Genomic DNA, 26368 nt, shown 5'->3' with positions numbered 1-26368 from the left:
CAAGCTCTACTACCTGCTGGCTATAGTCCGCTCAAGGATTTTTAAGAACGAGCGCAAACGCACAAACGGGGCGATGCACATTGGATTGAATTCGGAACGCCCTGGCGTCCGGTCAGCCACAACGTTTTTAAAAGTACTCACTGCCATAACAATAATGCACATGGAGTAGCGTCGATGACATCAGTAAACCAGTTCTGGCGCCGGGCGAAATTGCCTTTGGCGGTCAGTCTTGCTTCTACGCTCGCCGGGCCCGCATTCGGCGTCAGTTTCAACATTGGTGAAATCGAAGGTCAGTTCGACTCTTCTCTCTCCCTGGGCATGAGCGTTTCCACCCAGTCGCCGAACAAGAACCTCATCGGGGTCAACAACGGCGGCCACGGGCTGTCCCAGACTTCCGATGACGGCCACCTGAACTTCAAGAGCGGCCAGGCCTTCTCGAAGATTTTCAAGGGTATCCATGACCTTGAATTGAAATACGGCGACACCGGTGTGTTCGTGCGGGGCAAATACTGGTACGACTTCGCACTGCAAAACGAAGACCTTGAATTCAAGAACGTCAGCAACGACAACCGCAAGGAAGGCGCCAAATCCTCCGGCGGCCAGATCCTCGATGCGTTCGTCTACCACAACTACTCCATCGCCGATCAGCCGGGCTCCGTGCGTCTGGGCAAGCAGGTAGTGAGCTGGGGCGAAAGTACGTTCATCGGCGGTGGCATCAACTCGATCAACCCGATCGACGTATCCGCATTCCGTCGTCCGGGTGCCGAGATCAAGGAAGGCCTGATCCCGGTCAACATGTTCTACGTCTCCCAGAGCCTCACCGAGAATCTCTCGGCTGAAGCGTTCTACCAGCTGGAATGGGACCAGACCGTCGTCGACAACTGCGGCACCTTCTTCTCCCAGCCGGACATCGTTGCCGATGGCTGTGACAGCAACCTGCGGGTGTTGAACAAACGCTCGACCATCCCGGCCATTGCCCTGGGCCCGTTGGCTGGTGCTGGCGTAGATGTCAACGAGGAAGGTGTGCTGGTCCGTCGCGGCCCCGATCGCGATGCGCGGGACAGCGGCCAATGGGGCGCGTCCCTGAAGTACATGTTCGATCCGCTGGACACCGAATTCGGTGCCTACTTCATGAACTACCACAGCCGTGCGCCGATCTTCAGCGCCACGGGTGCCCCGCAATCGGTGTACAACACCGCCGCGGGCCTGCCGGGTCCATTCGCTGCACTGGCACCTTTGCTGGTGGCGGGCAACTCGCAGTATTTCATCGAATACCCCGAAGACATTCGCCTGTACGGCTTGAGCTTCTCCACCACCCTGCCTACCGGTACGGCGTGGAGCGGTGAGATCAGCTATCGTCCAAACGCGCCGGTGCAGCTCAACTCCACCGACATCCTGTTCGCCGGTGTACGTCCATTGGGCGGCGCCCTGGGCAATGCTTCGCTGCTGACTGGCGTTCCTGGCCAGGACCTGCACGGTTATCGTCGCAAGGAAATCACCCAGTTCCAGACCACCCTGACGCACTTCTTCGATCAAGTGATGGGCGCCAGCCGTCTGACCCTGGTAGGTGAAGTGGGCGTGACTCACGTCGGCGGCCTGGAAAGCTCTTCTGACGTGCGCTACGGCCGCGATCCGGTCTACGGTCCAGGTGAACTGCCACCGACTGGCCCTGCCGGTACCGACACCTGCGCCAACATCCTCAACGCCAGCACCATCAACGGTGCAGGTGCTGGTTCGCCGCAGAACAACCGCAGTCGCAATTGCACCAACGAAGGCTTCACCACCGCAACCTCGTGGGGCTACCGCGGTCGTGCGATCTGGGAATACAACGACGTATTCGCCGGCGTGAACCTCAAGCCTAACGTGGCCTGGTCCCATGACGTGAGCGGCTACTCGCCTGGCCCAGGCGGCAACTTCGAGGAAGGTCGCAAAGCGGTCAGCCTGGGTGTTGATGCCGAGTACCAGAACACCTACACCGCGAGCCTGGCGTACACCAACTTCTTCGACGGCAAATACACCACTGTGGACGATCGCGACTTTGTTGCGCTCAGCGTCGGCGTGAACTTCTAAGCACAGTATTTTCAGGACGAACACACATATGAAAATAACAAAGAGTCTGTTCCAAGCCGGTGTTCTGGGACTTTCGCTGCTGGCGACCAGCGTCATGGCGGCGGTTCCCGCTGCCGAGGCGGACAAGCTGGGCAAGAGCCTGACACCGATGGGCGCCGAGATGGCGGGTAACGCCGACGGTTCGATCCCGGCCTGGAAACCCATGGCCAAAAATGCGGGCACAGTCGACAGCAAGGGCTTCCTGTCCAACCCGTACGGCAGTGAAAAACCGCTGTTCACCATCACCGCGCAGAACGTGGATCAGTACAAAGAGAAGCTTGCCCCGGGCCAGTACGCGATGTTCAAGCGTTACCCGGAAACCTTCAAGATGCCGGTCTACCCGTCTCATCGCGGTGCCACCGTGCCGGATGAAGTGTTCGCCTCCATCAAGAAAAACGCCGTCAACACCAAACTGGTGTCCGGTGGTAACGGCCTGGAAAACTTCGAGACTGCCGTCCCGTTCCCAATTCCGAAAACCGGCGTTGAGGTTATCTGGAACCACATCACCCGTTATCGCGGCGGCAGCGTGACTCGCCTGGTCACCCAGGCCACGCCACAGCCTAACGGCTCGTTCAGCCTGGTGTATTTCCAGGACCAGTTCGTGTTCCGCGACAAGATGAAGGATTACGATCCGGCGAACCCGGGCAACATCCTGTTCTACTTCAAGCAGAAAGTGACCGCGCCGGCACGTCTGGCCGGTGGTGTACTGCTGGTGCACGAAACCCTCGACCAAGTGAAGGAGCCGCGTTCGGCGTGGGTCTACAACGCCGGTCAGCGTCGGGTGCGTCGCGCCCCGCAAGTGTCTTATGACGGGCCGGGTACTGCCGCCGATGGCCTGCGTACCTCTGACAACCTGGACATGTACAACGGCGCGCCAGATCGCTACGACTGGAAACTCGAAGGCAAGAAAGAGATGTACATCGCCTCCGACAGCTACAAGCTCGACGATCCGAAGCTCAAGTACGTCGACATCATCAAGGCCGGCCACATCAACCAGGACCTGGCTCGATACGAGCTGCGCCGGGTGTGGCATGTGGTTGCAACCCTGAAGGAAGGTCAGCGCCATATCTACGCCAAGCGTGACTTCTACATCGACGAAGACACCTGGCAGGCGGCGGTGATCGACCACTACGACGGTCGTAATCAACTGTGGCGCGTTGCGGAAGCCCACGCCGAGAACTACTACGACAAACAAGTGCCGTGGTACGCCCTGGAAACCCTGTATGACCTGCAATCGGGTCGTTATCTGGCGCTGGGCATGAAAAACGAAGAGAAGTCGGCATATGATTTCGGCTTCACTGCCACCACCAGCGACTTCACCCCTGCTGCATTGCGTCAGGATGGTGTTCGCTAAGCTGTACTGAACAGAGGCCTCACCTTCTGAAAACGCCCCGACTGGTTCGGGGCGTTTTTATGTGCGCCCAGCATGGGCGCAATCTTGGGGGTGAAAGTCCCGCCGTAAGCTGGCCACAGCGAACGAAGTGAAGCGCAGCTGCATAAGGGCGACCGAGTGTGGGAAGGAAGCGTGAATCGAAGCCATGAGCCGATGTACAAGAATCGGATACAAGGCGGAGCCGATCAGGGCGAGCGGGCATAAAATCGCGAAGCTCTTGTGGTCAAGGATCAGGCTGCGTAAATCCGGCGGTTGTGTGGTGAAGGATTGCGTTCTTACCTGGGGAGATCTCGCCTTGTGCCTGAAAAGGCGACGGTGCTAGCCGGAGCGAGAAGTCAGCAGAGGCCGTAGTAGTCTTTTTTTTTTGACGAAGGGCCGAACGAGAGAAAGCGTTATAGGCCATGTTGATGCGAAAGACTGGAAGTCAGATGCCTGCCAAACGCGGGGCGGATGGAGACTGCGAGCGGTGAAGCCGTGAGAAGCTCCGTCAGCGACGAGGTCAATCGCCCGCAAGATGAATCCAACAACGCAGGGCAAGGGCTGCTGGAGCGGGCCTTTGCGAGAGAGAGCCTGAAGCGGGCGGGGAAACGAGTTAAGGCCAACAAAGTTTCTGTAGGAATTGATGGTCTGGACATTGAACAGACCGCCGAACACCTGCTGACCCAGTGGGCGGCGATTCGCGAACAACTTCTTTCAGGCGTCTACCGGCCTAGTCCGGTACGGCGTGTTGCCATTCCCAAGCCTGAAGGTGGTGAGCGCGAGTTGGGTATCCCAACGGTCACTGACCGTTTGATCCAACAAGCGCTGCTGCAAGTCTTGCAGCCATTACTCGATCCGACTTTCAGTGAACACAGCTACGGCTTTCGCCCGGGACGCTGCGCGCAGGACGCCGTTTTAGCGGCCCAGCGCCATGTGTCTTCAGGACGAAAAGTGGTGGTGGATGTTAATCTGGAAAAGTTCTTCGACCGGGTCGATCACGACATCTTGATGGATCGTTTGCGCAAGCGGATCACGGATCAGGCGGTTATCCGGCTGATCCGTGCCTACCTGGATGCGGGAACGCTGATCAATGGAGTGGTCGAGAAAAGCCGCTGCGGGGCGCCGCAAGGCGGCCCGCTGTCGCCGTTGCTGGCGAATGTGCTGTTGGACGAAGTGGATCGAGAGCTTGAGCGTAGGGGGCATCGCTTTGTGCGCTATGCCGACGATGCGAATGTGTATGTTCGCAGCCGTAAGGCTGGTCAGCGGGTGATGGCCTTGCTGAAGCGCCTGTATGAAAAGCTGCACTTGAGCGTCAACGAGAGCAAGAGTGCGGTGGCGAGCGCATTTGGTCGCAAGTTTCTAGGGTATGCGTTTTGGGCTTCTCCAAAAGGCGTCAAAAGGGCAGTAGCGGTCAAAACGCGTCAGCGCTTCAAACAGTGCATCCGCTGGTTTACCCGGCGCTCAGGTGGCCGCAGCTTGCAACAAGTTGTCTACCGAATCTCTCGAACCGCCCGGTGCGGAACCGCATGCCGGGTGGTGTGGCAGGGGAACGGCCTATGAAGGCCGTCCCCTATGCCGATTGAGAAAGACAGACTGGATTTTACTTGACCGTTAAATGCACGTGTCAGCGACGACCACCAGCACGTTATCAAAGTTAGAACACTTGAGACGCTTGCGTCAGGCTGATCTGCCCGGCTGTTGTTCTCTGGTTCCTAAGCTTTTCCCCATACCAAATTGGAATCTTGTCGTTATCGAACGCCGTGCCGTCTGGGGCGTTAAAGCGTCGATATTTGGCTGCCGACACCATGTGCAGATAGTACTTATTCAAGAGAGGATCACGTCTGGCCATGTCCACTAAACTCTGACCCGGCGGCTCGTAACCTCGTTTTTTTTCATGGTATTTACGAATATCGTCAATGGATGCCAAGCCCTGCTTCGCCGATGCAGACGGTGGCGGCAGTGCCACACAAGGTGGTCGGACCCAACTGACTGATCCAATTCCAAAGGTGTTGTCATCGAGCGTGTGCACTATCGGAAGTGCCGGCCAAGTGTCCACGACAATTGTCGACTCAGGGTCTATTTTTTCCAGCAGTACGGCAGTGGAAAGTTCCGCGCTATGCGGGACGTTTGGCAGGTCGGTAATTATCACATAGGCGTGATCTCCCCTGGCCTTGACCAAGGCGATCCATTTGTTATCGAAGGCTGGGTTGCGAGCCAGATTGACGAAGGCAACCTGAGCATTCTCACCACAATTTCCTGCCTGCACCCAAAGTATGCTTTGAACATGGTCGACCATCTTCTGATACTCGCCCTGGGGAATGTTGATAAGTCGCTGGGAGGAGATCAATTTTAGTCGCTGCCATGCCTCGCCTTTACTGCCCAGCTGGTCCAGGCGCTGGTCGGGCGATCCAAAAGGCAGCTGCAACTTGGTATGGAACGACTCATCATACGCTTGTTGAAGTTGCGTCAGAAACTCGCTGGAAACCGGCCTTGTGGGGGCGTGTTGCATCGGCTCTTCGTGTAGCCAGCTGCGCTGAAGCCAGCCACTGACTGTCTCCGTTGGACCGTGAGTATCTTGTTCGACCGTTGTCAAACCGCCTACTCCACCCAATAGTCCCCCCTCATCGGCCCGCCAGTGGCCCTCGTGGTAGTGTACCGGCGCGCCTTGCCCATTGGGCCGGTTCGGGTCGCGCACTCGCACCGTTGCCCAGCCATTGTCCGAGTAAACCTCAAACATTCTCCACTGACCCTGATATCGGTCCCGGATAAAGTGTTGACCATTGTGCTGGTAGAAATTGCCGGCTCGGGCTTTACCTGGACGCAACGTCATTTCCGAAAGCTGTATCAGACTGATGTCGGGGCACGCCAAGGCGTCATTGAGCCGGCCGCTGGCAGTAAAGGCTGTGCCGCGTTGCCGGGCCAGAGTCTGCAGGGCCTCGCTGGCCTCACTGGCCGTACTGAAGTGGGCTTTGCCGACCCAGTGCAGTAACTTGGCCGGGTTGAGTGCGCGCAGCCCCGGTACTACGTCCAGCATATCCAGTGTCAGCAGTGCTAATTGCGTCAGCGCGCCTTCCGGGTGGCCGCGATCCAGTTGTTTCAGCGCATCAACCATGTCATGGCCCACCAACCCCAGGGTGCCGACGGTACAGGGAATTGCGCCAACCCCCGCAGTAGCCACCGTGCACACCGCTCCCGTGGCAAAGCGCAGGCCCTTGATCAGTTGTTCCAGCCCTGCTTCTGCACGGCTGGTCGTGACCTGCCGCGCATTGTCGATCTTGTCGTGCAGCCACTGAGTACTCACGTTTTCGGTAAAATCCCGGACAAAAGCCGTGGGTGACCGGTAATCATGCTGACCGCGCAGGACCTGGTCGACCACTTGTTTGTCTTTTATCGGGGTTCGTGCCAGCACATCCTCATAGTAGCCCGGCGTTTTCATCAACCGCTGATAGTCGGACAGTTTCAGCAGTTCCGAGCCATAAGGGCCATGGGGCAGGAAGAGATAATCGCTGCGCAGCGCTGGATCGGCACGCCGCAGCCCCGAGGGTTGGTGCAGCGAAAGCACGAATACCTCGGGTATTCGCCTTCCGTTGATCTGGAACGCTTGCAGGCTTGCCCAGCCTTGGACAGTGCGGGTGCGCAAGCCGTCGACTAGCACTTTGAGTGCCCCGAAGTGCTCGGAGTCGATTGCGCCATTGGCCTTGGCCTGTGTCAGGGACGCCTGCATTTGCAGCAAGGTCGAGTTTGTTCTCAGCTCGCGAAAGGTCCGCCCGCATTCGCTGCCGGGATCGAGCCACTGCTCCAGGTGGTTGATATAGGCGTCACCGGCGTAGTTGTTGCGCAGATGACTTTGCACGCTCTGCTTGAAGCTTTGGCTATTTAGCGTCTGCATCACGGTCGGATCTTCGGTTTCCAGACGCGCATCCTTGATGAAGTTGTTGCTGCTTGCTAACACATTGTCGCCATGCTGGCGGTAGCCTTCCATGACCCAGTCGGTCCAGCTCATGGTCTGGTCGTTGAAATGGATGTAGACGGCGTCAGCATCGAGCGTGGAATTAGTGGCCAAGGCACCGGTATTGCGCAGGACGTTAGTCAGTTTTTTACTTTCGTTGCGCTGGGTAAGTGTGCGTAATGTTGGCAGGTATTCATCGATGAAGTCCGCCATCTTCTGTCCGCTAGCCTGCGCGGCGGCCATATCGTGGTCGATCTCAGGGTTGGCCTCCAGAACCTGCAGGCGTCTCGCCTGTCTGTCCAGTTGTACGCTGGCCCGCTGTTCGAGCTTCTCCAGCAGACTGGCCCCCGGGTAAAACCTCACCTGCAGGTCCTTCTCGGTCCAGCCGCTTGGCAGTCGTGCGCGTTCATCCAGGAACCGCATCAGCGTGGGGCGATGCCCGGTTTCGGAGGCTCGCAGGGCCAGTTCGGGCAATCGTTCGAAGGCGGTGAGGGAGGCCCTCGCCTCAGGCAACTGTACCTCGGCGTTCAGTGACTGCAACAAGCGCTTCATATCCAGGTGCTGGAACATCTCCTGGCGTGTACCGAACGCCTGCACTCGCCGTTCTTCGGGACGGTACAGCACCGCGCCGTCCTCCTGGCCCCGGGCATCGCGCCGGACAAACACCTGTAACTGCGGCAGGGGCAGCTTGAGGGCATCGGTGCCGTTGCCGGTTGATAGTTGCAAGCTGCCGACTTGCACCAGCGGATCACCGTTAACGGCCGCTGTCACCACCTCCAATCCGGCTATGAGCTCGCCGGCGCCGCGCAGGTAACCCTTGAGTTTGCTTTCCAGCAGCGCCTGTTGCAGCTCTATTTCGTAGAGGCTGGCCAAGGCTTTTTTCAGGGCAGGTCGTTGCGCCTGTAAATGCGCAAGCCGCGATCCCGTAGCGCTGAGCAGTGGTGTTTCCCCGGCTAGAGTCGCCAGGTGTTCGTTGTGCTCCTGCCGGGCTTGCGCATAGTTCAGCCACAACGCTTGTTCCCCTGCACTTGAGCGCCCCAGCCAGTGCCAGGCTGGCGTCGCGTTCCACTGCGCAGCCAGGGCTTGCAATAGCAGCTTTTCATCCTGCCGCTGGGGGCTGTGGAGGGTCTGATCGGCCAGCGCAATAACGTTGCGCACCAGTAGTCCATCAGCCGTCTCTATCACCGGGGAACGTCGGGCCCGAGCATGCGTGATATCCAGTGCCTGTGCTGGCAAGGGCCCAAGGTCCTGATGCAGCAGCGCCCCGACCTTGGCCTGCAGCGCGGGACGATCGTTCGCCAGCACGGGGTCGGCCACCATTTGCATGACCGCCTCCAGCGTGGAGGTCAGGGTGCCTTCTGGAGTCAAGTGCGAGTGCAGCTTTAATGCCTGCCACAGGGTTTGCTCATGGGGTGTGAGTTCAGGGGGAATCGCCGAGGGCGTCTTCAGAGTTGGTGCGAGTGCATGTTCCGTTGGTGCTCCTGTGGTTCCAGTCGTCGTGGTACGCAGCATCTGTGCTGTGCTCCAGGTGGCACCGGCTACGGCGCCAAAACCCAGGCCGGTGCCTATTACGCGCAAATATTGGCCTATTGGGGTAGTGAAGGGCGTGCCCGGCAGATCGACAGATAAATCCGGATTGACTAGCGGCATCTCCACATCTGCCTCACGCTCGGCGTAGGGCATGCGTTGCGAGAACCAGCCGATGACCCCGCTGATGGTCCTGGGGAACGCGTTCAATAGGCTCCCGGGCCTTGCTCCGGCGGAGGTCGTCTGCACCTGCGTCGCAACGGTCTGCGGGTTGCACGCCTGTACCAGGCTCAGGTCAAGCCTCGGCTCCCCTGGGGAGGCGTCGCCATGAGCCAACGTATGTTTGTCCCTCTCCCACTGGTTCCGTATTTCGGCAATGGCCTCAGGGGTATTAGCATGGGTGAGGCGCAGCGGCCCGGAGGCCGGTGCATTGAAGCACTCGTTCAGCGAGTTCAGCACTGGCTGCGTGTAGAGTCCGAGCCGTGCGCAATTGCCCAACAGTCGGGCCAACTCCTGCAGCGTGCGCGGGACCTCCAGCGAAGGTGCACCGACATGCCGGTAAAGCCACTCGGACAGTCGATCCTGCCCATATCCAGCGATTACGGCCGCCAACAGATGTACCGGTATCATCGGTGCGGCCATGCCGGGCAGGCTGTACAGCCCGTACAGGAGCGCGACCGGACTCAATCCTCGCTCAAGGGCTGAATTGAGGCTCGCGAGAAACTCGCTGGGCGTGGATGCATGCCGAAGATGTAAGCCAGTCGTTCGCCAGTTTTCACTGGCTGTCTGCACATTAGTCGGTGTCTGCCAGTAGTTGCGCAAGTACCGGGTCAGCGCCATCAAAGGCAGGTACGGGTCCAGTGAATGAGCCGCGCCGCGTAGCAGCAGGTGTGCCGGAACCTGTAAGCCGAACTCACGCAAGTATTGCGCCTGATCGGGAGCCAACGAAACGTGCGCACGCGCAGGCTGCCATTTGGGTATCTGCTCCAGGGGAGTGCCACCTTCCAATAGCGCCAGATGTCCGCGTCCCCGTTTGACCTTGCTATGGTCCTTGGCCGGTTCGGTCCTGGTCGGCAAAATCGCGCCCCCGCAAACATTGCGCAGCTCAGCCGTCAACCTTTGACGTGCCTGCGTATTGCCGTTTAGGGGGGGCGTGGGAATGTCGTACGTGGAGCGACTCAAGTTGGGGGGGATCTGGATGCCCATGCGGCGCTTCTCCATTGATTGGATTTAAGTGCCTTGGCGTTTCATTGCGATGTCCAAGCCGCTGCCAAAGGTGCTGGAGCCGCAATCGGATCGCGCCCAAGGCGCTGCAAGTCTGCAGCACGGCGGGTTATCGCTTGCTCGACGATCAATAGCTTGTAGAAAACGCGCATTGGTCGGGTGCGCCAGTGTGCCAGCCGCCTGAATCGTCCGCGGGTCGCTACGCAACCCAGGCCTGGTGCGCTATGACGCCACATGGGCGGGAAGTCACACGCCTACGACCTTTTTGTAGCCATTTGTAGCAATAACCTTCATTACCTCTTCGTTTACCGCTAGTCTGCGGACATCTGCAACGCCGCCACCCGCCATCAAACAAGAGCCGGCCATGACTGATCTGTCCCCCATCCCGGGCCCTGCAAGCGTTGCCGTCGCGGCACTGGACGGACGTTTTTTTCGCCCGCCGCTGCCTGATGGCCACGTGCTGCGGCCGCGTCTGTGCGAGCGACTGAGTGCCGGGCTTGGCGGCAGGCTGTTGCTGATCAGCGCCCCGGCAGGGTTCGGCAAGAGCTCCCTGGCCGTGGAATTCTGCCAAGGTCTGCCCGCGCACTGGCAGAGTCTGTGGCTTGGCCTGAGTCCGCGTGACAGCGACCCTGGGCGGTTTCTTGAGCGGCTGCTCGAAGGTCTCCAGGATTTTTATCCCAAGCTTGGCAGCCAGTCCCTTGGCCTGCTGAAAATGCGCCAGCGCCATCAGCCATTTGCTTTCGAGGAGTGGCTGGACGGCTTGCTCGATGAGCTGGCCGTGCACTTGCTGCCAACCGCTCCACTGTTGCTGGTGCTCGATGACTACCACCTGGCCCAGGGGCCGGTGCTCGACCGTTGCCTGCAATTTTTCCTCAATCATCTGCCTGACGGCCTGCTGGTGATGGTGACCAGCCGCCAGCGCCCGGACTGGCATCTGGCGCGCCTGCGCCTGTCCCGGCAATTGCTCGAACTGCACGAGCAGGACTTGCGCCTGACTCACGACGAAGCCCAGACCCTGCTCGATCGCCACAGCACCTCACTGCGCGGCGAAGCTCTGGAAAACCTCATAGAGCGCAGCGAAGGCTGGGTCGCTGGCCTGCGTTTCTGGCTGCTGGCCGCCTCCGAAGCGGGCAGTGACGGTGCGTTGCCTCAGTCCCTGCATGGTGGGGAAGGGCTGATCCGCGATTACCTGCTTGAGGAAGTCATCGATTGCCTGCCCGCCGAAGTGCAGGCCTTCCTCTACGACACCGCCCCCCAGGAGCGCTTCTGCAGCGAACTGTGCGACGCCGTTCGCGAGGCTCACGACAGCGCAGAGATCCTGCGATTCCTGCTGGCTCACCAGGTGTTCCTGGTGCCCCTGGACGAGCAGGGCCACTGGTATCGTTATCACCATTTGTTTTCCGATCTGCTGCGCACCCGCCCGACCGCCCAGACCATCGTGCCGGCAGCGAGCCTGCACCTGCGCGCATGCCGCTGGTTCAACGCCCAGGGGCTACTCGATGAAGCGGTGGAACAGGCATTGCGCGCCGGTCACCTGGACGTCGCAGCGAACCTGGTGCAGAACCTGTCCGAAGAGCAGCTGCTGGCCGAACAGAACGTCGGCATGTTGCTGCGCTGGAAGATGGACTTGCCCGACAGCCTGCTGATCAGCACGCCGCGCCTGATCGTGCTGTACAGCTGGGCCCTGGGGCTGGCCTGCCAACTGGACGCTGCCGAAGAACTGGCCAGTCATCTGAGCCGCTTTCTGCCGGCCCCTTCGGCCACGGCGCAAAAGTCCATGCTGGCGCAGTGGCTGGCCCTGAGCGGGATTATCGCCCGCGGACGGGGCAACCGTGAACTGACCCTGCTGTATTGCACTGAAGCCCTGGAGAGCCTGCCGTCCAAGCGCTATGGCCAACGCTTGATGTGCCTGTCGACCTTGTCCAACCTGGCCATCGCCGACGGCGACCTGTGGCGTGCACGCGGGTTGAACCGCGACTCCCTGGAGCTGGCACAGCGGGTGGGTAATCCATTGTTCGAGGCGCTGGCGCATTACGACCGTGCCCGAGTGCTCCAGGCCCGCGGGGAAATCCTGCGGGCGCTGGATGAGGTGCGCCAGGGCCTGCAGCGCCTGCAAGGGCTGTCGCCGCAACGCCTCTATGCCGTTCGCGCACGCCTGACGTTATACGAAGGATTTCTATTGGCCATGCGCCTGCAGCCACAGGCTGCGCGCATTCGACTGCAGGCTGGCCTCAGCGAAGCACGAGCCTGCCGGGATATCAGCGTGTTGATCGGCCATTGCGTGATTGCCCGAATCGAAGGCAGCAGCGGCGAGTTTGCCAAGGCATTCGCCGAACTCGCCGAAGCCGAGCGCCTGATGCATATCTGGGACGTGCCGCCGATTTATTACCTGGCGATGATTACCCTGGTCAAATGCGAGCTATGGCTGGCCCAGGGCCGCACCGACCTGGCCGAAGCCTGGCTGGCGCGTCTGAGCCAGACCTACAACGGCGAAAACCCCGCTGCGCCGCCGGAATTTCATCCGCAACTGCCCTTGCATATCGAATTGCAGCAGGCTTTGCTGGAGGTCATCCAGGGCCAGTTGATGCTGGCCGAGGGGCGGTTGAACGCACTGCTGGAAAACGGCCAGCAAACCGGGCGGCAGATGCTCAGCGTCATGGTGCTGACCCAGAAGACCGAGCTGCTACTGGCCAGCAACCGCGAACCTGAAGCCCGGCAAAGCCTCACTCAGGCCCTCGATGCTGCGATTGGTGGCGTGGTGCAACCTTTCGACGGCTTGCTGAGCAAACATCCAGCCTGGTTGCGCGAGCAACTCCAGCACAATGCCAGGACCGCAGTTTGCGCCGCCCTGGCAGAGCATCTGCCCGCCATACCACCGCGCATAGCCTCGGAGCCATCCCACGCCTGCGAGCAACTGAGTGCCCGGGAACTGGCCGTCCTGAAGCTGATTGCCCAAGGGTGCTCGAATCAGGAGATCAGTGATCAGCTGTTTATTTCGCTGCATACGGTGAAGACGCATGCCAGTCATATCAACAGCAAGCTGGGGGTAGAGCGCAGGACTCAGGCGGTGGCGCGGGCGAAGGAGTTGGGGGTATTGGGGTGACGCTGTCGGGCCCGCCAGCCTGTGCCAGAATAGGCCATCCATTATTTTCAGGAACCACCATGGTCGCTGCCAGCCCCGCGCTCATCCGCGAAACCTTCCCCGTCGGCCCGTTGCAGTGCAACTGCACGATCATCGGCGATCCGATCACAAAAAGGGCCATCGTCGTCGATCCCGGTGGCAACCCTGAGTTGATCATGGCGCGACTCGACGCCCTCGGGCTCAAGGTGGTGAGCATCATCCACACCCACGCACACCTGGATCACTTCCTGGCTTCCGGTCAGATGAAAGAGAAAACCGGGGCGACCCTGCATCTGCACAAGGAGGACCAGTTCCTCTGGGACAACCTGGAGATGCAATGCCAGATGTTCGGCGTGCCTTACACGCCGGTACCCCCGCCAGATCGCTGGTTGGCCGACGATGAAGAACTGGCTTGCGGCTGTGGCGTGGCATTGCACACACCCGGTCACACACCCGGCTCTATGAGTTTCTGGTTTGCTGACGCTAAGCTGCTCATCGCCGGTGACACCCTGTTTCGTCGCGGGGTAGGGCGCACGGATTTATGGGGCGGGGATCAGGCCACCATCGTGCGGTCGATCAAGCAGCGCCTGTATACCCTCGATGAAGAGGCGACCGTGATCACCGGGCATGGACCGGACACGCGACTGGGTGACGAAATGCGGGAGAACCCGTTCGTGCGCGCCTGATGTCTGCCTGACGGAATTTTTATCGCGCAAAATGATCCAACGCCGGCAAAGGTTCAATGCTTAAGTCCGTTGCACCACAGAATGCAAAAAAAAGTAGGAGCTCTTCATGTTCACCACGCCTCGTCTGATTATTGCCGCTACTGCCATCGCCGTGCTGTCTGGCTGCGCTTCGCCGAACCCGTATGACAACCAGGGTCAGGCCGATAGCGGTTCCCAGGGCATGAGCAAAACCGCCAAGTACGGCGGCCTCGGCGCTCTGGCCGGGGCGCTGGCGGGCGCCGCCATTGACCACAACAATCGTGGCAAGGGCGCGCTGATCGGCGCCGCCGTGGTAGGTGCTTCCGCTGCCGGTTACGGGTACTACGCTGATCAGCAGGAGAAGAAGCTGCGTGCGAGCATGGCCAACACTGGCGTGGAGGTGCAGCGCCAGGGTGATCAGATCAAGCTGATCATGCCGGGTAACATCACGTTCGCCACCGACTCGGCGAATATCGCCTCGAGCTTCTATCAACCGTTGAACAACCTCGCAGGCTCGTTGAAGGAGTTTAACCAGAACCAGATCGAAATCGTCGGCTACACCGACAGCACCGGCAGCCGCCAGCACAACATGGACCTGTCCCAGCGGCGCGCCCAGAGCGTGGCGACCTACCTGACGTCCCAGGGCGTCAGCAGTGCCAACCTCACAGCCCGTGGCGCCGGTCCGGATAACCCGGTAGCCAGCAACGCTGACGTCAATGGTCGGGCGCAGAACCGTCGGGTTGAGGTCAACCTGAAGGCGATTCCGGGCCAGCAATATGGTGGTCAGCAGCAAGGTAATGTTCAGCAGTACCCATAAGCGTTTGGCTGAATATCAGGTGTGAAAAAAGCCCCCGGACAATCACTCATCCGGGGGCTTTTTCATGTCGCGCGAAACCTGATTACTTCTTCAGGCCGTAATGCTCATCGAGCATGCCCGGTGCGTTTGGCGCTTTGGGCGCGTAATCGCGAGGCGGCTCCTGGTTGCGCGGCGGCGTCAGGCGCTCACGAGGCGCCTGGGCTGCATCGGCATGCAGGGCGGCGAGCAAGCGTTGGCGAGTCTGCTCATCCAGGGCAAGACGGTTTGCGCCATCGGCGAGATGATCCTGCACTTCCTGGTAACTCTGGGTCATTTTCTTGACCAGGGTCGCGGTGCTGTTGAAGTGGGTGACCACCTCGTTTTGATAACTGTCGAAACGTTCCTGAATATCATCCAGCTGACGTTGCGTGCTGTTAGGCGCGGCATTCGGCACCAGGCGAGCGATCAGGAAACCAATGGCGACACCCACAACCAGGGCAAGAGTCGGCAACAACCAAACTAAGAGCGAGTGTTCCACGAGTCCTTCCTCTATAAACGGCTTTGCTTTACGTTAACGGCTCGAACCTGCGCTGTATACCGCGATTCTCTCGCAGATAGATTGGCACAGACAAATTGCTAGACGAGTCGACCCGATTCGAGGTCACGGAGTTCCTTCCTTGCTTATGCGCGAAACCCCTGTAGTGATTGATGGCCCAGTCGGTGAACTGGAAAGTTTGTACCTGGATAATGAGCAGCCGCGCGGCATTGCGCTGATCTGCCATCCGAACCCGGTGCAGGGCGGCACCATGCTCAACAAAGTGGTCTCGACCCTTCAGCGCACGGCCCGCGACGCCGGTTTGGTGACCCTGCGCTTCAATTACCGGGGCGTAGGTGCCAGCGCCGGCTCCCATGACATGGGTACCGGCGAGGTCGATGATGCCCAGGCCGCCGCTGCCTGGTTGCGGGCGAAACATCCTGATCTACCTCTGACGCTGCTGGGTTTCTCCTTTGGTGGTTTTGTTGCAGCAAGTCTCGGCGGGCGCCTGGAAGCCCAGGGTGAACAGCTCAAGCATCTGTTCATGGTAGCGCCGGCCGTCATGCGCCTGGGGGATCAGGATCAGGTGCCGCTGCAGGGCGAACTGACGCTGATCCAGCCGGAAACCGACGAGGTCATCGATCCGCAACTGGTCTACGACTGGTCCGGGAAACTCCAGCGTCCCCATGAGCTGCTGAAAGTGGCAGAATGCGGACACTTTTTTCATGGCAAGCTGACCGATCTCAAGGATCTGATCCTGCCGCGTCTCTCGAACTGATTGCAGTCTGACAAGCGATAACCCATGACGACTCGTACCCGTATCCTCACCGGCATCACCACCACCGGCACGCCACACCTGGGCAACTACGCCGGCGCCATCCGTCCGGCGATCCTCGCCAGCCGTGACAGCAACGCCGATTCGTTCTATTTCCTGGCCGACTATCACGCCCTGATCAAATGCGATGACCCGCTGCGCATCCAGCGCTCGCGTCTGGAAATTGCCGCAACCTGGCTGGCCGGTGGCCTGGATGTAGAGCGCGTGACCTTCTATCGCCAGTCCGACATCCCGGAAATCCCCGAGCTGACCTGGCTGCTGACCTGCGTCGCCGCCAAGGGCCTGCTCAACCGTGCGCACGCCTACAAGGCCTCGGTGGACAAGAACGTCGAGAGCGGTGAAGACCCGGATGCCGGCATCACCATGGGCTTGTACAGCTACCCGGTGCTGATGGCCGCGGACATCCTGATGTTCAACGCGCACAAGGTGCCGGTCGGTCGTGACCAGATTCAGCACGTGGAAATGGCCCGTGACATCGGCCAGCGCTTCAACCACCTGTTTGGCCAGGGCAAGGAATTTTTCACCATGCCCGAGGCGCTGATCGAAGAAAGCGTCGCCACGTTGCCAGGCCTCGACGGTCGCAAGATGTCGAAGAGCTACGACAACACCATCCCGTTGTTCAGCAGCGCCAAGGAAATGAAGGACGCGATCTCGCGCATCGTGACCGACTCCCGAGCACCGGGCGAAGCGAAAGATCCGGACAACTCGCACCTGTTCACGCTGTTCCAGGCCTTCGCCACCCCGGCGCAGTCCGACGAATTCCGCAGTGAACTGCTGCAGGGCCTGGGATGGGGCGAGGCGAAGAACCGTCTGTTCCAGCTGCTGGACAGCGAACTGGGTGAATCCCGCGAGCGTTATCATCAACTGATCGAACGCCCGGCAGACCTGGAAGACATGCTGCAGATCGGCGCCAAGATGGCCCGTGCCGTGGCCACGCCGTTCCTCAACGAGCTGCGTGAAGCGGTCGGTCTGCGCTCGTTCGTCGCCCAGACTCAAGTGGCTGCCACCACGAAAAAGAAAGCCACCAAGGCCGCGCGCTTCGTCAGCTTCCGCGAAGACGACGGCAGCTTCCGATTCCGCCTGCTGGCGGCTGATGGTGAGCAGTTGCTGCTGTCGCGCAACTTTGCTGACGGTAAAACCGCAGGTCAGGTAACCAAACAGTTGCAAGCGGGCCAGGCTCTGGACGTGCGCAGCGAAGACCTGAGCTTCAGCGTCTGGCTCGAAGGCGAGTGTGTGGCCGACAGCGCCACGTTCGCTGACGGCGCCGCTCGCGATGCCGGCATTGATGCGTTGCGGATCGCGCTGACCCCGGTTCAGGAATAAATCGACGGCTCGGTCCGACCAAGGGCTGATTGCCATTCCGGCGGGCCGTCGCTACAGTGACGGCCCGTTTTTGTTGCCTTGCTAACGAATTATGACGCCTCTAGAACGATATCAAGCTGATCTGAAACGCCCGGAATTCTTTCATGATGCCGCGCAGGAAACTGCCGTGCGTCATTTGCAGCGCCTGTACGACGATCTGGTGGCGGCCTCGCAGAACAAACCCGGTTTTCTCGGGAAACTGTTCGGCAAGAAAGACCAGACCCCGATCAAGGGGCTGTATTTCTGGGGCGGCGTAGGTCGTGGCAAGACTTACCTGGTCGACACCTTCTTCGAAGCGCTGCCGTTCAAGGAAAAGACCCGCACCCACTTCCACCGCTTCATGAAGCGCGTGCACGAAGAAATGAAGACCCTGGGCGGCGAAAAAAACCCGCTGACCATCATCGCCAAGCGTTTCTCGGACGAGTCCCGGGTGATCTGTTTCGATGAGTTCTTCGTCTCCGACATCACCGACGCCATGATCCTTGGCACGCTGATGGAAGAGTTGTTCAAGAATGGCGTGACCCTGGTCGCGACCTCGAACATCGTGCCTGACGGCCTGTACAAGGACGGCCTGCAGCGTGCGCGTTTCCTGCCGGCCATCGCGCTGATCAAGCAGAATACCGAGATCGTCAACGTCGACAGTGGCGTCGATTATCGCCTGCGCCACCTCGAGCAAGCGGAGCTGTTCCACTTCCCGCTGGACGAGGCGTCACACGAAAGCCTGCGCAAGAGCTTCCGCGCCCTGACGCCGGAATGCACCGCAGCGGTCGAGAACGACGTGCTGATGATCGAAAATCGCGAAATCCGCGCCTTGCGTACCTGTGACGACGTGGCCTGGTTTGACTTCCGCGAACTCTGCGACGGCCCGCGCAGCCAGAACGACTACATCGAACTGGGCAAGATCTTCCACGCGGTATTGCTCAGCGGCGTCGAGCAGATGAGCGTCACCACCGACGACATCGCCCGGCGCTTCATCAACATGGTCGACGAATTCTACGACCGTAACGTGAAGCTGATCATCTCCGCCGAAGTCGAGCTCAAAGACCTCTACACCGGCGGTCGCCTGAACTTCGAGTTCCAGCGCACCCTCAGCCGCCTGCTGGAAATGCAGTCCCATGAATTCCTGTCCAGGGCGCATAAGCCTTAAACAGATCTTCAGCTTATAAAAAGGGCCTGCCATTGCAGGCCCTTTTTGATTTTGTGCTGAAGAAAAACGCGAAGGCACTGCAAACCCTGTGGGAGCGAGCGTGCCCGCGATGGCGTCGTGTCAGGCAGTATTCATTGCGCTGACAAATCGCTATCGCTGGCAAGCCAGCTCCCACAGGTCTGGTATTTTTCTCGGGGCTACGCTGCCTGCTGAAACTGCTGCCGATACTGATTCGGCGACAGATCCGTATGTTGGCGAAACAAGCGGGCGAAGAAGCTTGCATCGTCGTAGCCCACCTCGTAACTGATGGTCTTGATGCTTTTGCGGCTGCCGGACAGCAGGCCCTTGGCGGTTTCAATGCGCAGGCGTTGCAGGTAGTGCAGTGGTTTGTCGCCGGTGGCGGTCTGGAAGCGGCGCATGAAGTTGCGGATGCTCATGCCGTGTTCGCGGGCAACGTCTTCGAAGCGGAATTTGTCGGCGAAGTGTTCTTCGAGCCAGTGCTGGATCTGCAGGATGATTACGTCCTGATGCAATTTTTGTCCGCCGAAGCCGATGCGGCCGGGGGAGTAGCTGCGCTGCACTTCATAGAGGATGTCGCGGGCCACGGCTTGTGACACGTTGGCGCCGCAGAAGCGTTCGATCAGATAAATGTACAGGTCGCAGGCTGAGGTGGTGCCGCCGGCGCAGTACAGGTTGTCGGCGTCGGTCAGGTGCTTGTCCTGATTGAGCTGGACCTTGGGGAAGCGTTCGGCGAAGGCGTTGAAGAAGCGCCAGTAGGTCGTGGCTTCCTTGCCGTCGAGCAGCCCGGCTTCGGCGAGCCAGAATACGCCGGTCGCCTCGCCGCACAGCACGGCGCCGCGGGCATGTTGCTGGCGTAGCCACGGCAGGACTTGCGGGTAGCGCTGGCAAAGCGTCTCGAAGTCGTCCCAGAACGCCGGCAGGACGATGATGTCGGCGTTTTCCAGGCCGCCGTCCACCGGCATGATGACATCACTGAAACTGTTCACTGGCTTGCCATCCGGGCTGACCAGACGAGTCTCGAAGGCCGGGACTAGACCGTGGCCGAGCTGTTTGCCATAGCGCAGGCTGGCAAGGTGGAAGAAATCCTTGGCTTGCATGAGGGTGGAAGCGAAAACCCGGTCGATAGCCAGGATGCTGACGCGCCTTAGAGGCGTGGAGACTTGGTTGGACATAATTCAACTTTATTTTTATAAGGGAAAGTGGTCACCAGACGGCTGGATCGTCTTATTTTTTGTCTGATGTGTCCAGTGTCCTGTGTCGAAGCCGAGGCATAGTCTCTGAAGGTCCCATCCTTCCAACAATAACGACAGGTGCCGCATGATCCCCAGAACCTTGTTCAGTTCCGAGCACGAACTCTTTCGCGACAGCGTTCGATCGTTCCTCGATAAGGAGGCGGTACCGTTTCATGCGCAATGGGAGAAACAGGGCTACATCGACCGTAAACTCTGGAACAAGGCGGGGGAGGCGGGGATGCTCTGCTCGCATCTGCCGGAAGAATATGGCGGGCTGGGGGCGGACTTCCTATACAGCGCGGTGGTCATCGAAGAAGTGGGTCGGCTCGGGCTGACCGGTATCGGTTTTTCTCTCCATTCGGACATTGTTGCGCCATATATCCTGCACTACGGCAGCGAGGCGTTGAAGCACAAGTACCTGCCGAAACTGGTCTCTGGGGAAATGGTCACGGCGATTGCCATGACCGAGCCAGGAGCTGGCTCCGACTTGCAGGGGGTCAAGACCACTGCGGTGCTGGATGGCGACGAGTATGTGATCAACGGCTCCAAGACTTTCATCACCAACGGCTTTCTGGCTGACCTGGTGATTGTCGTGGCAAAGACCGATCCGAAAGCCGGCGCGAAGGGCACCAGTCTGTTTCTGGTGGAGGCCGATACGCCTGGCTTCGACAAGGGCAAGCGCCTGGAGAAAGTCGGCATGAAGGCCCAGGACACTTCGGAGCTGTTCTTTCAGGACGTGCGCGTGCCCAAGGAAAACCTGCTGGGGCAAGCAGGGATGGGTTTTGCCTATCTGATGCAGGAATTACCCCAGGAGCGGCTGACGGTGGCTATTGGCGGCCTGGCCTCGGCTGAAGCGGCGCTGCAGTGGACGCTCGACTACACCCGTGAGCGCAAGGCATTCGGCAAGGCCATTGCGGACTTCCAGAACACTCGTTTCAAGCTGGCGGAAATGGCCACTGAAATTCAGATTGGCCGGGTCTTCGTTGATCGCTGCCTGGAATTGCACTTGCAGGGCAAGCTGGATGTGCCGACGGCGGCGATGGCCAAATATTGGGGTACCGACCTGCAGTGCAAGGTGCTCGATGAGTGCGTGCAGTTGCATGGCGGCTACGGGTTCATGTGGGAATACCCGGTGGCCCGGGCGTGGGCGGATGCGCGAGTGCAGCGCATTTATGCCGGAACCAACGAGATCATGAAGGAGATCATTGCCCGGTCGCTTTGATGTTGCGGTGACTGTCAGGCCGCCATCGCGGGCAAGCCACGCTCCCACAGGAATAACCGAACCTGTGGGAGCGTGGCTTGCCCGCGATTGGTTTTAAGGATTAATCAAGGTGCAGGATTCGGGTGATCCTTGTGTATCGCCTCAATCCCTTCAAGCACTTCATCCGACAGCTTCAGATCGAAGCTGGCGATGTTGCTCTCCAGTTGCTCCAGGGTTGTGGCACCAATGATGTTGCTGGTCACGAACGGCTGTTGGTTGACGAACGCCAGTGCCATTTGCGCAGGGTCCAGGCCGTGCTCACGGGCCAATGCCACGTATCGGCTGCAGGCCGCTTCCGACTGCGGGTTGAAATAGCGGCTGAAGCGGCTGTAGAGGCTCAGGCGGCCTTTTGGCGGGCGGGCGCCACCTTCGTACTTGCCCGACAGGAAACCGAACGCCAGCGGCGAATAGGCGAGCAGGCCGCATTGTTCGCGGATGGCGATTTCCGCCAGGCCTATCTCGAAACTGCGGTTGAGCAGGTTGTAGGGGTTCTGGATCGACACGGCGCGCGGCCAGCCACGGGCTTCGGCCAGCGCCAGGAAGCGCATGGTGCCCCACGGGGTTTCATTGGACAGGCCAATGTGGCGGATCTTGCCGGCCCGGACCTGCTCGTCCAGCGCTTCGAGGGTGTCTTCCAAGGGTGTGAGGTTGGCTTCGGTCTGGTGCTTGTAGCCCAGCTGGCCGAAGAAGTTGGTGCTGCGCTCCGGCCAGTGCAGTTGGTAAAGGTCGATGTAGTCGGTCTGCAGGCGCTTGAGGCTCGCATCTACGGCTTCGGTGATGTGCTGGCGGTTGTGCCGCAGGTTCTTGTCGCGGATGTAGTCGATCGTATTGCCGGGGCCGGCGATCTTGCTGGCCAGGATCCAGTCGGCGCGATCGCCGCGGCTTTTGAAATAATTCCCTATGTAGCGCTCTGTGGTGGCGTAGGTTTCGGCTTTGGGTGGCACCGGGTACATCTCCGCGGTGTCGATGAAATTGATCCCGGCGCCTTTGGCCCGTTCGATCTGTGCGAAGGCTTCAGCCTCGCTGTTTTGCTCGCCCCAGGTCATGGTTCCGAGGCAGATCGCGCTCACGTTCAGAGGGGTCCGGCCTAGCTGTCGATAGTCCATCAGGTGCTCCTTGGGCAAAACAATCATAAAAGCAGGTTGAAATATTTTTCGCAATCTGCATAATTGCGCACCTCTTTCTGCAGTGGAAGTGATGCGCCGCCGCCGAAGAATCTTGCCGTTGAACGGACGCGCCGACCCGAGCCCCCGAAAGCGTCTGTATCCGGCTGCCTTTGACTTGTCAAAGTACGCACTATTCAGTAAGATCCGCCGTCTAATTTACAGGGCGGCCCCTGAGGCTATAAAGAATGAAAACTTTTACTGCTAAACCGGAAACAGTACAGCGCGACTGGTTTGTCGTCGACGCTGCAGGTCAGACCCTGGGTCGTCTGGCCACCGAAATCGCGAGCCGTCTGCGTGGCAAGCATAAAGCTGAGTACACTCCTCACGTTGACACCGGCGACTACATCGTCGTTATCAACGCCGAGCAGATTCGTGTAACCGGTGCTAAAACCACCGACAAAATCTACTACTCCCACTCCGGTTTCCCGGGCGGCATCAAGTCGATCAACTTTGAAAAGCTGATCGCTAAAGCCCCTGAGCGCGTGATCGAGACCGCGGTCAAAGGCATGCTGCCTAAGAACCCGCTGGGTCGCGACATGTATCGTAAGCTGAAAGTCTATGCGGGCGCTGTACACCCTCATACTGCTCAGCAGCCCCAAGAACTGAAGTTTTAACGGAATAGTTCATTATGTCGGCGACTCAAAATTACGGCACTGGCCGTCGCAAGACCGCAACCGCACGCGTTTTCCTGCGTCCGGGTACTGGTAACATCTCCATCAACAACCGTTCGCTGGATAATTTCTTCGGCCGCGAAACTGCCCGCATGGTAGTTCGTCAGCCGCTGGAATTGACTGAGACTGTCGAGAAGTTCGACATCTACGTCACCGTGATCGGCGGTGGTGTAAGTGGTCAAGCTGGCGCAATCCGCCACGGTATCACTCGCGCTCTGATGCAGTACGACGAAACCCTGCGTGGCGCTCTGCGCAAAGCTGGCTTCGTGACTCGCGATGCTCGTGAAGTTGAACGTAAGAAAGTTGGTCTGCGTAAAGCGCGTAAGCGTCCGCAGTACTCGAAGCGTTAATTCGCTTCCACGTTCAAAAAAGAACGCCCAGTTCCTCACGGAGCTGGGCGTTTTTTTATGGCCGCGATTTATCAAAGAATTGCTCTGTGACAACTTGCCACAGCCGCAGAGGCCCTATACTGCAAGGCTTGGCAGTGGAGCTCTTGGGTAATTACCTTGTCAGAATTGGGGCTTTTCATTACCATTCGGCAAAATTTTTATAAGTACATAGATTTACTTAGTAGATGCCTGATTTAACAGGCCACAAAGCTGATGGGAGAGGACTGAATGAGCAATGACGGCGTGAATGCAGGCCGGCGTCGCTTCTTGGTAGCAGCCACATCCGTGGTGGGTGCTGCAGGAGCGGTGGGGGCTGCGGTCCCGTTCGTGGGGTCATGGTTTCCCAGTGCCAAGGCGAAAGCCGCAGGTGCACCGGTGAAAGTGAATGTCAGCAAAATCGAACCAGGTCAGCAGATGATTGCTGAGTGGCGCGGTCAGCCGGTGTTCATCGTCCGCCGTACCGAGGAAATCCTGGGGAATCTGAAGAAGATCGAGGGCCAGTTGTCTGACCCGACCTCCAAGAACTCGACACAACCGACCTATGTCGACCCGGAAACGCGTTCGATCAAGCCAGAGGTACTGTTGCTGATCGGGATCTGCACGCACCTGGGTTGCTCGCCGACTTTCCGTCCGGAAGTGGCTCCCGCAGATCTGGGCAAGGATTGGGTAGGTGGTTATTTCTGCCCTTGCCACGGTTCCCACTACGACCTGGCTGGTCGCGTCTACAAGTCGCAACCTGCGCCTTTGAACCTGCCAGTTCCCCCGCATTCCTATGAGACCGATGAGATCATTGTCGTCGGCGTCGATACGGAGAACGCGTGATGAGCAAGTTCATGGATTGGGTGGATGCGCGCTTTCCTGCCACTAAAATGTGGGAAGACCATCTCAGCAAGTATTACGCTCCGAAGAACTTCAACTTCTTCTATTTCTTTGGCTCCCTCGCACTGCTCGTTCTGGTCAACCAGATCGTCACCGGTGTCTGGCTGACCATGAGCTACACCCCGTCGGCGGAAGAGGCCTTTGCCTCCGTCGAATACATCATGCGTGACGTCGAGTACGGCTCCATCCTGCGTCTGTTGCACGCGGTGGGTGCCTCGATGTTCTTCATCGTGGTCTACCTGCACATGTTCCGTGGCTTGCTCTACGGTTCGTATCAGAAGCCGCGGGAGCTGGTGTGGGTCTTCGGCATGCTGATTTACCTGGCGCTGATGGCTGAGGCCTTCATGGGCTACCTGCTGCCTTGGGGTCAGATGTCCTACTGGGGTGCCCAGGTGATCATCTCGCTGTTCGGTGCGATCCCGGTCATCGGTGACGACCTGACCCAGTGGATCCGTGGTGACTACCTGATTTCCGGCATCACCCTGAACCGCTTCTTTGCGCTACACGTCGTGGCCTTGCCGATCGTGATTCTCGGTCTGGTGGTGCTGCACGTCCTGGCGCTGCACGAAGTCGGGTCGAACAACCCGGACGGCGTGGACATCAAGAAACACAAAGACGAAAACGGCGTACCGCTGGACGGCATTGCCTTCCACCCGTACTACACCGTGAAAGATATCGTCGGCGTGGTGGTGTTCCTGTTCATCTTCTGCTCGATCGTATTCTTCTTCCCGGAAATGGGCGGCTACTTCCTGGAGAAACCGAACTTTGAAGTGGCCAACGCCTTCAAGACCCCAGAGCACATTGCTCCGGTCTGGTACTTCACTCCGTTCTACGCGATCTTGCGCGCGGTTCCAGACAAGCTCCTTGGCGTAATCGCCATGGGTGCGGCCATCGCGGTGCTGTTCGTGCTGCCGTGGCTGGATCGCAGTCCGGTCAAGTCGATGCGCTACAAGGGCTGGCTGAGCAAGATCTGGCTGGTGTTGTTCTGCGTGTCGTTCGTGATCCTGGGCATCCTCGGTGTCCTGGCTCCGACTCCGGGCCGTACCTTGCTGTCGCAGGTGTGTACCTTCCTGTACTTCGCCTACTTCATTCTGATGCCTTTCTACACCAGGCTCGAGAAGACCAAACCGGTTCCGGATAGGGTGACTGGCTGATGAAAAAGCTATTTGCTGTACTGATTCTTGCTGCATTGCCTGTGCTGTCCTTTGCCGCTGAGCACGGCGGTCCAGAGCTGGAAAAGGTCGACATCGACGTTTCCGATAAGGCTGCCTTGCAAGACGGCGCGCGTACGTTCGCCAACTACTGCATGGGTTGCCACAGCGCCAAGTTTCAGCGTTACGAGCGAGTTGCCGACGACCTGGGTATCCCGCATGACTTGATGCTCTCGAACCTGGTGTTCACGGGTGCCAAGATCGGCGACCACATGAGCATCGGCATGCAACCGGCAGATGCCAAGACCTGGTTCGGTGCGGCACCGCCCGACCTGACCCTGGTCGCCCGCGTGCGTGGCACCGACTGGCTCTATGGTTACCTGAAGTCGTTCTACGAAGATCCTGCGCGCCCTTGGGGCGTCAACAACAAGGTCTTCCCGAACGTCGGCATGCCTAACGTGCTGGTCGGCCTGCAAGGTCGCCAGGTTGTCGGCTGCAAGCAGGTGCAGATCGTCGAGGACGGCAAGAAGCAATACGACCCTCTGACGGGTACGCCGCTGACGCATGAAGCATGTGATCAACTGACCATCGTGCCGAAAAGTGGGGCGCTGACTGAAGAGCAGTTCGATGAGAAGGTCAAGAATCTGGTAACCTTCCTCGCTTACTCGGCTAACCCGGTTAAGCTGCAACATCAGCGCATCGGTACGTACGTATTGCTGTACCTGGCGTTCTTCTTCGTATTCGCTTACCTGCTCAAGCGCGAATACTGGAAAGACGTGCACTGATAACGCTTCAAGCAATTGCTGTTAATCGCGCGCGCCCAAGGGCGTCTCTGAAGATGTAACGTATCTGGTTATCCAGAGGTTACGGAGAGGCGCCCTCTGGGCGCGCTCGTTTTTTCCGCTTTCGAAATTTCA

18 protein-coding genes and 1 pseudogene are annotated in these 26368 nt (G+C 59.2%); 15 read left to right on the top strand and 4 right to left on the bottom strand.

All coding sequences use genetic code 11. From position 1 onward, the window contains the following. The first annotated feature begins 174 nt into the window (after window positions 1–174). From HYI44_RS12685 to ltrA, 3 genes and pseudogenes are all read left to right on the top strand, one after another. Window positions 175–2070, top strand: a complete 1896-nt coding sequence (locus HYI44_RS12685; protein WP_122838770.1) for a DUF1302 domain-containing protein — start codon at window positions 175–177, stop codon at window positions 2068–2070. Window positions 2071–2098: 28 nt separating this feature from the next. Continuing rightward, complete coding sequence (locus tag HYI44_RS12680) at window positions 2099–3463, top strand: DUF1329 domain-containing protein (RefSeq protein WP_122838771.1); 1365 nt, start codon at window positions 2099–2101, stop codon at window positions 3461–3463. 489 nt (window positions 3464–3952) lie between these two features. Then, window positions 3953–4981, top strand: a pseudogene (ltrA, locus tag HYI44_RS12675) (group II intron reverse transcriptase/maturase); the annotation flags it as partial. A 154-nt stretch (window positions 4982–5135) separates the two neighbouring features. On the opposite strand, the gene HYI44_RS12670 reads toward ltrA, so the two are convergent. Next, a complete protein-coding gene (locus HYI44_RS12670) occupies window positions 5136–10163 on the bottom strand; it encodes a hypothetical protein (RefSeq protein WP_225569539.1) in 5028 nt (1675 codons plus the stop codon). A gap of 382 nt (window positions 10164–10545) precedes the next feature. Between HYI44_RS12670 and HYI44_RS12665 the strand changes: the two genes are divergently transcribed. From HYI44_RS12665 to HYI44_RS12655, 3 genes are all read left to right on the top strand, one after another. Beyond that, complete coding sequence (locus tag HYI44_RS12665) at window positions 10546–13284, top strand: LuxR C-terminal-related transcriptional regulator (protein ID WP_225569538.1); 2739 nt, start codon at window positions 10546–10548, stop codon at window positions 13282–13284. Window positions 13285–13343: 59 nt separating this feature from the next. Then, window positions 13344–13988 carry an MBL fold metallo-hydrolase gene (locus tag HYI44_RS12660; RefSeq protein ID WP_225569537.1) on the top strand — a complete coding sequence of 215 codons (645 nt, stop codon included), beginning with the start codon at window positions 13344–13346 and terminating at the stop codon, window positions 13986–13988. Window positions 13989–14094: 106 nt separating this feature from the next. Further along, window positions 14095–14823 carry an OmpA family protein gene (locus HYI44_RS12655; protein ID WP_122838775.1) on the top strand — a complete coding sequence of 243 codons (729 nt, stop codon included), beginning with the start codon at window positions 14095–14097 and terminating at the stop codon, window positions 14821–14823. 82 nt (window positions 14824–14905) lie between these two features. Here HYI44_RS12655 and HYI44_RS12650 read toward each other — a convergent pair whose 3' ends face one another. Beyond that, window positions 14906–15340, bottom strand: a complete 435-nt coding sequence (locus tag HYI44_RS12650) for a YhcB family protein (protein ID WP_225569536.1) — start codon at window positions 15338–15340, stop codon at window positions 14906–14908. Between the two features lie 145 nt (window positions 15341–15485). Between HYI44_RS12650 and HYI44_RS12645 the strand changes: the two genes are divergently transcribed. From HYI44_RS12645 to zapE, 3 genes are all read left to right on the top strand, one after another. Continuing rightward, on the top strand, window positions 15486–16115 hold the full coding sequence (locus HYI44_RS12645; protein WP_122838777.1) for an alpha/beta hydrolase: 630 nt from the start codon (window positions 15486–15488) through the stop codon (window positions 16113–16115). A 24-nt stretch (window positions 16116–16139) separates the two neighbouring features. After that, complete coding sequence (locus HYI44_RS12640; protein ID WP_225569535.1) at window positions 16140–17495, top strand: tryptophan--tRNA ligase; 1356 nt, start codon at window positions 16140–16142, stop codon at window positions 17493–17495. Between the two features lie 91 nt (window positions 17496–17586). Next, on the top strand, window positions 17587–18681 hold the full coding sequence (gene zapE, locus HYI44_RS12635; RefSeq protein ID WP_122838779.1) for a cell division protein ZapE: 1095 nt from the start codon (window positions 17587–17589) through the stop codon (window positions 18679–18681). Between the two features lie 197 nt (window positions 18682–18878). On the opposite strand, the gene HYI44_RS12630 is transcribed toward zapE, so the two are convergent. Beyond that, window positions 18879–19799, bottom strand: coding sequence for a GlxA family transcriptional regulator (locus HYI44_RS12630; protein ID WP_177328543.1), 921 nt, complete (start codon window positions 19797–19799; stop codon window positions 18879–18881). Window positions 19800–20019: 220 nt separating this feature from the next. Here HYI44_RS12630 and HYI44_RS12625 point away from each other — a divergent pair, with 220 nt between their 5' ends. Next, the gene (locus HYI44_RS12625) at window positions 20020–21156 is read left to right on the top strand and encodes an acyl-CoA dehydrogenase family protein (protein ID WP_045059271.1); all 1137 of its coding nucleotides are present in this window, start codon (window positions 20020–20022) and stop codon (window positions 21154–21156) included. 104 nt (window positions 21157–21260) lie between these two features. Here the strand turns inward: HYI44_RS12625 and HYI44_RS12620 are convergent, their stop codons facing one another. Next, the gene (locus tag HYI44_RS12620) at window positions 21261–22301 is read right to left on the bottom strand and encodes an NADP(H)-dependent aldo-keto reductase (RefSeq protein WP_225569534.1); all 1041 of its coding nucleotides are present in this window, start codon (window positions 22299–22301) and stop codon (window positions 21261–21263) included. Between the two features lie 245 nt (window positions 22302–22546). Between HYI44_RS12620 and rplM the strand changes: the two genes are divergently transcribed. The 5 genes from rplM (at window position 22547) to HYI44_RS12595 (ending at window position 26236) form a co-directional block, all read left to right on the top strand. Next, entirely contained in the window at window positions 22547–22975 is a 429-nt protein-coding gene (gene rplM, locus HYI44_RS12615; RefSeq protein WP_007905295.1) for a 50S ribosomal protein L13, read from the top strand. Between the two features lie 14 nt (window positions 22976–22989). Beyond that, entirely contained in the window at window positions 22990–23382 is a 393-nt protein-coding gene (gene rpsI / locus HYI44_RS12610; RefSeq protein ID WP_002555064.1) for a 30S ribosomal protein S9, read from the top strand. Between the two features lie 267 nt (window positions 23383–23649). Next, window positions 23650–24243: a ubiquinol-cytochrome c reductase iron-sulfur subunit gene (gene petA / locus HYI44_RS12605; protein ID WP_045059273.1), complete on the top strand. Its 594-nt coding sequence runs from the start codon at window positions 23650–23652 to the stop codon at window positions 24241–24243. Beyond that, window positions 24243–25454, top strand: coding sequence for a cytochrome b (locus tag HYI44_RS12600; protein ID WP_045059274.1), 1212 nt, complete (start codon window positions 24243–24245; stop codon window positions 25452–25454). Before petA ends, HYI44_RS12600 begins: the two co-directional genes overlap by 1 nt. After that, window positions 25454–26236, top strand: coding sequence for a cytochrome c1 (locus HYI44_RS12595; protein WP_045059275.1), 783 nt, complete (start codon window positions 25454–25456; stop codon window positions 26234–26236). Before HYI44_RS12600 ends, HYI44_RS12595 begins: the two co-directional genes overlap by 1 nt. The last annotated feature ends 132 nt before the right edge of the window (window positions 26237–26368 follow it).

Source organism: Pseudomonas sp. Y24-6 (genome assembly GCF_020295325.1).
In the GTDB taxonomy this organism is placed as follows: Bacteria; Pseudomonadota; Gammaproteobacteria; order Pseudomonadales; family Pseudomonadaceae; genus Aquipseudomonas; species Aquipseudomonas gregormendelii.
The sequence above is the reverse complement of the archived record's forward strand: the minus strand, read 5'-3'. Positions and strand labels throughout refer to the sequence as shown.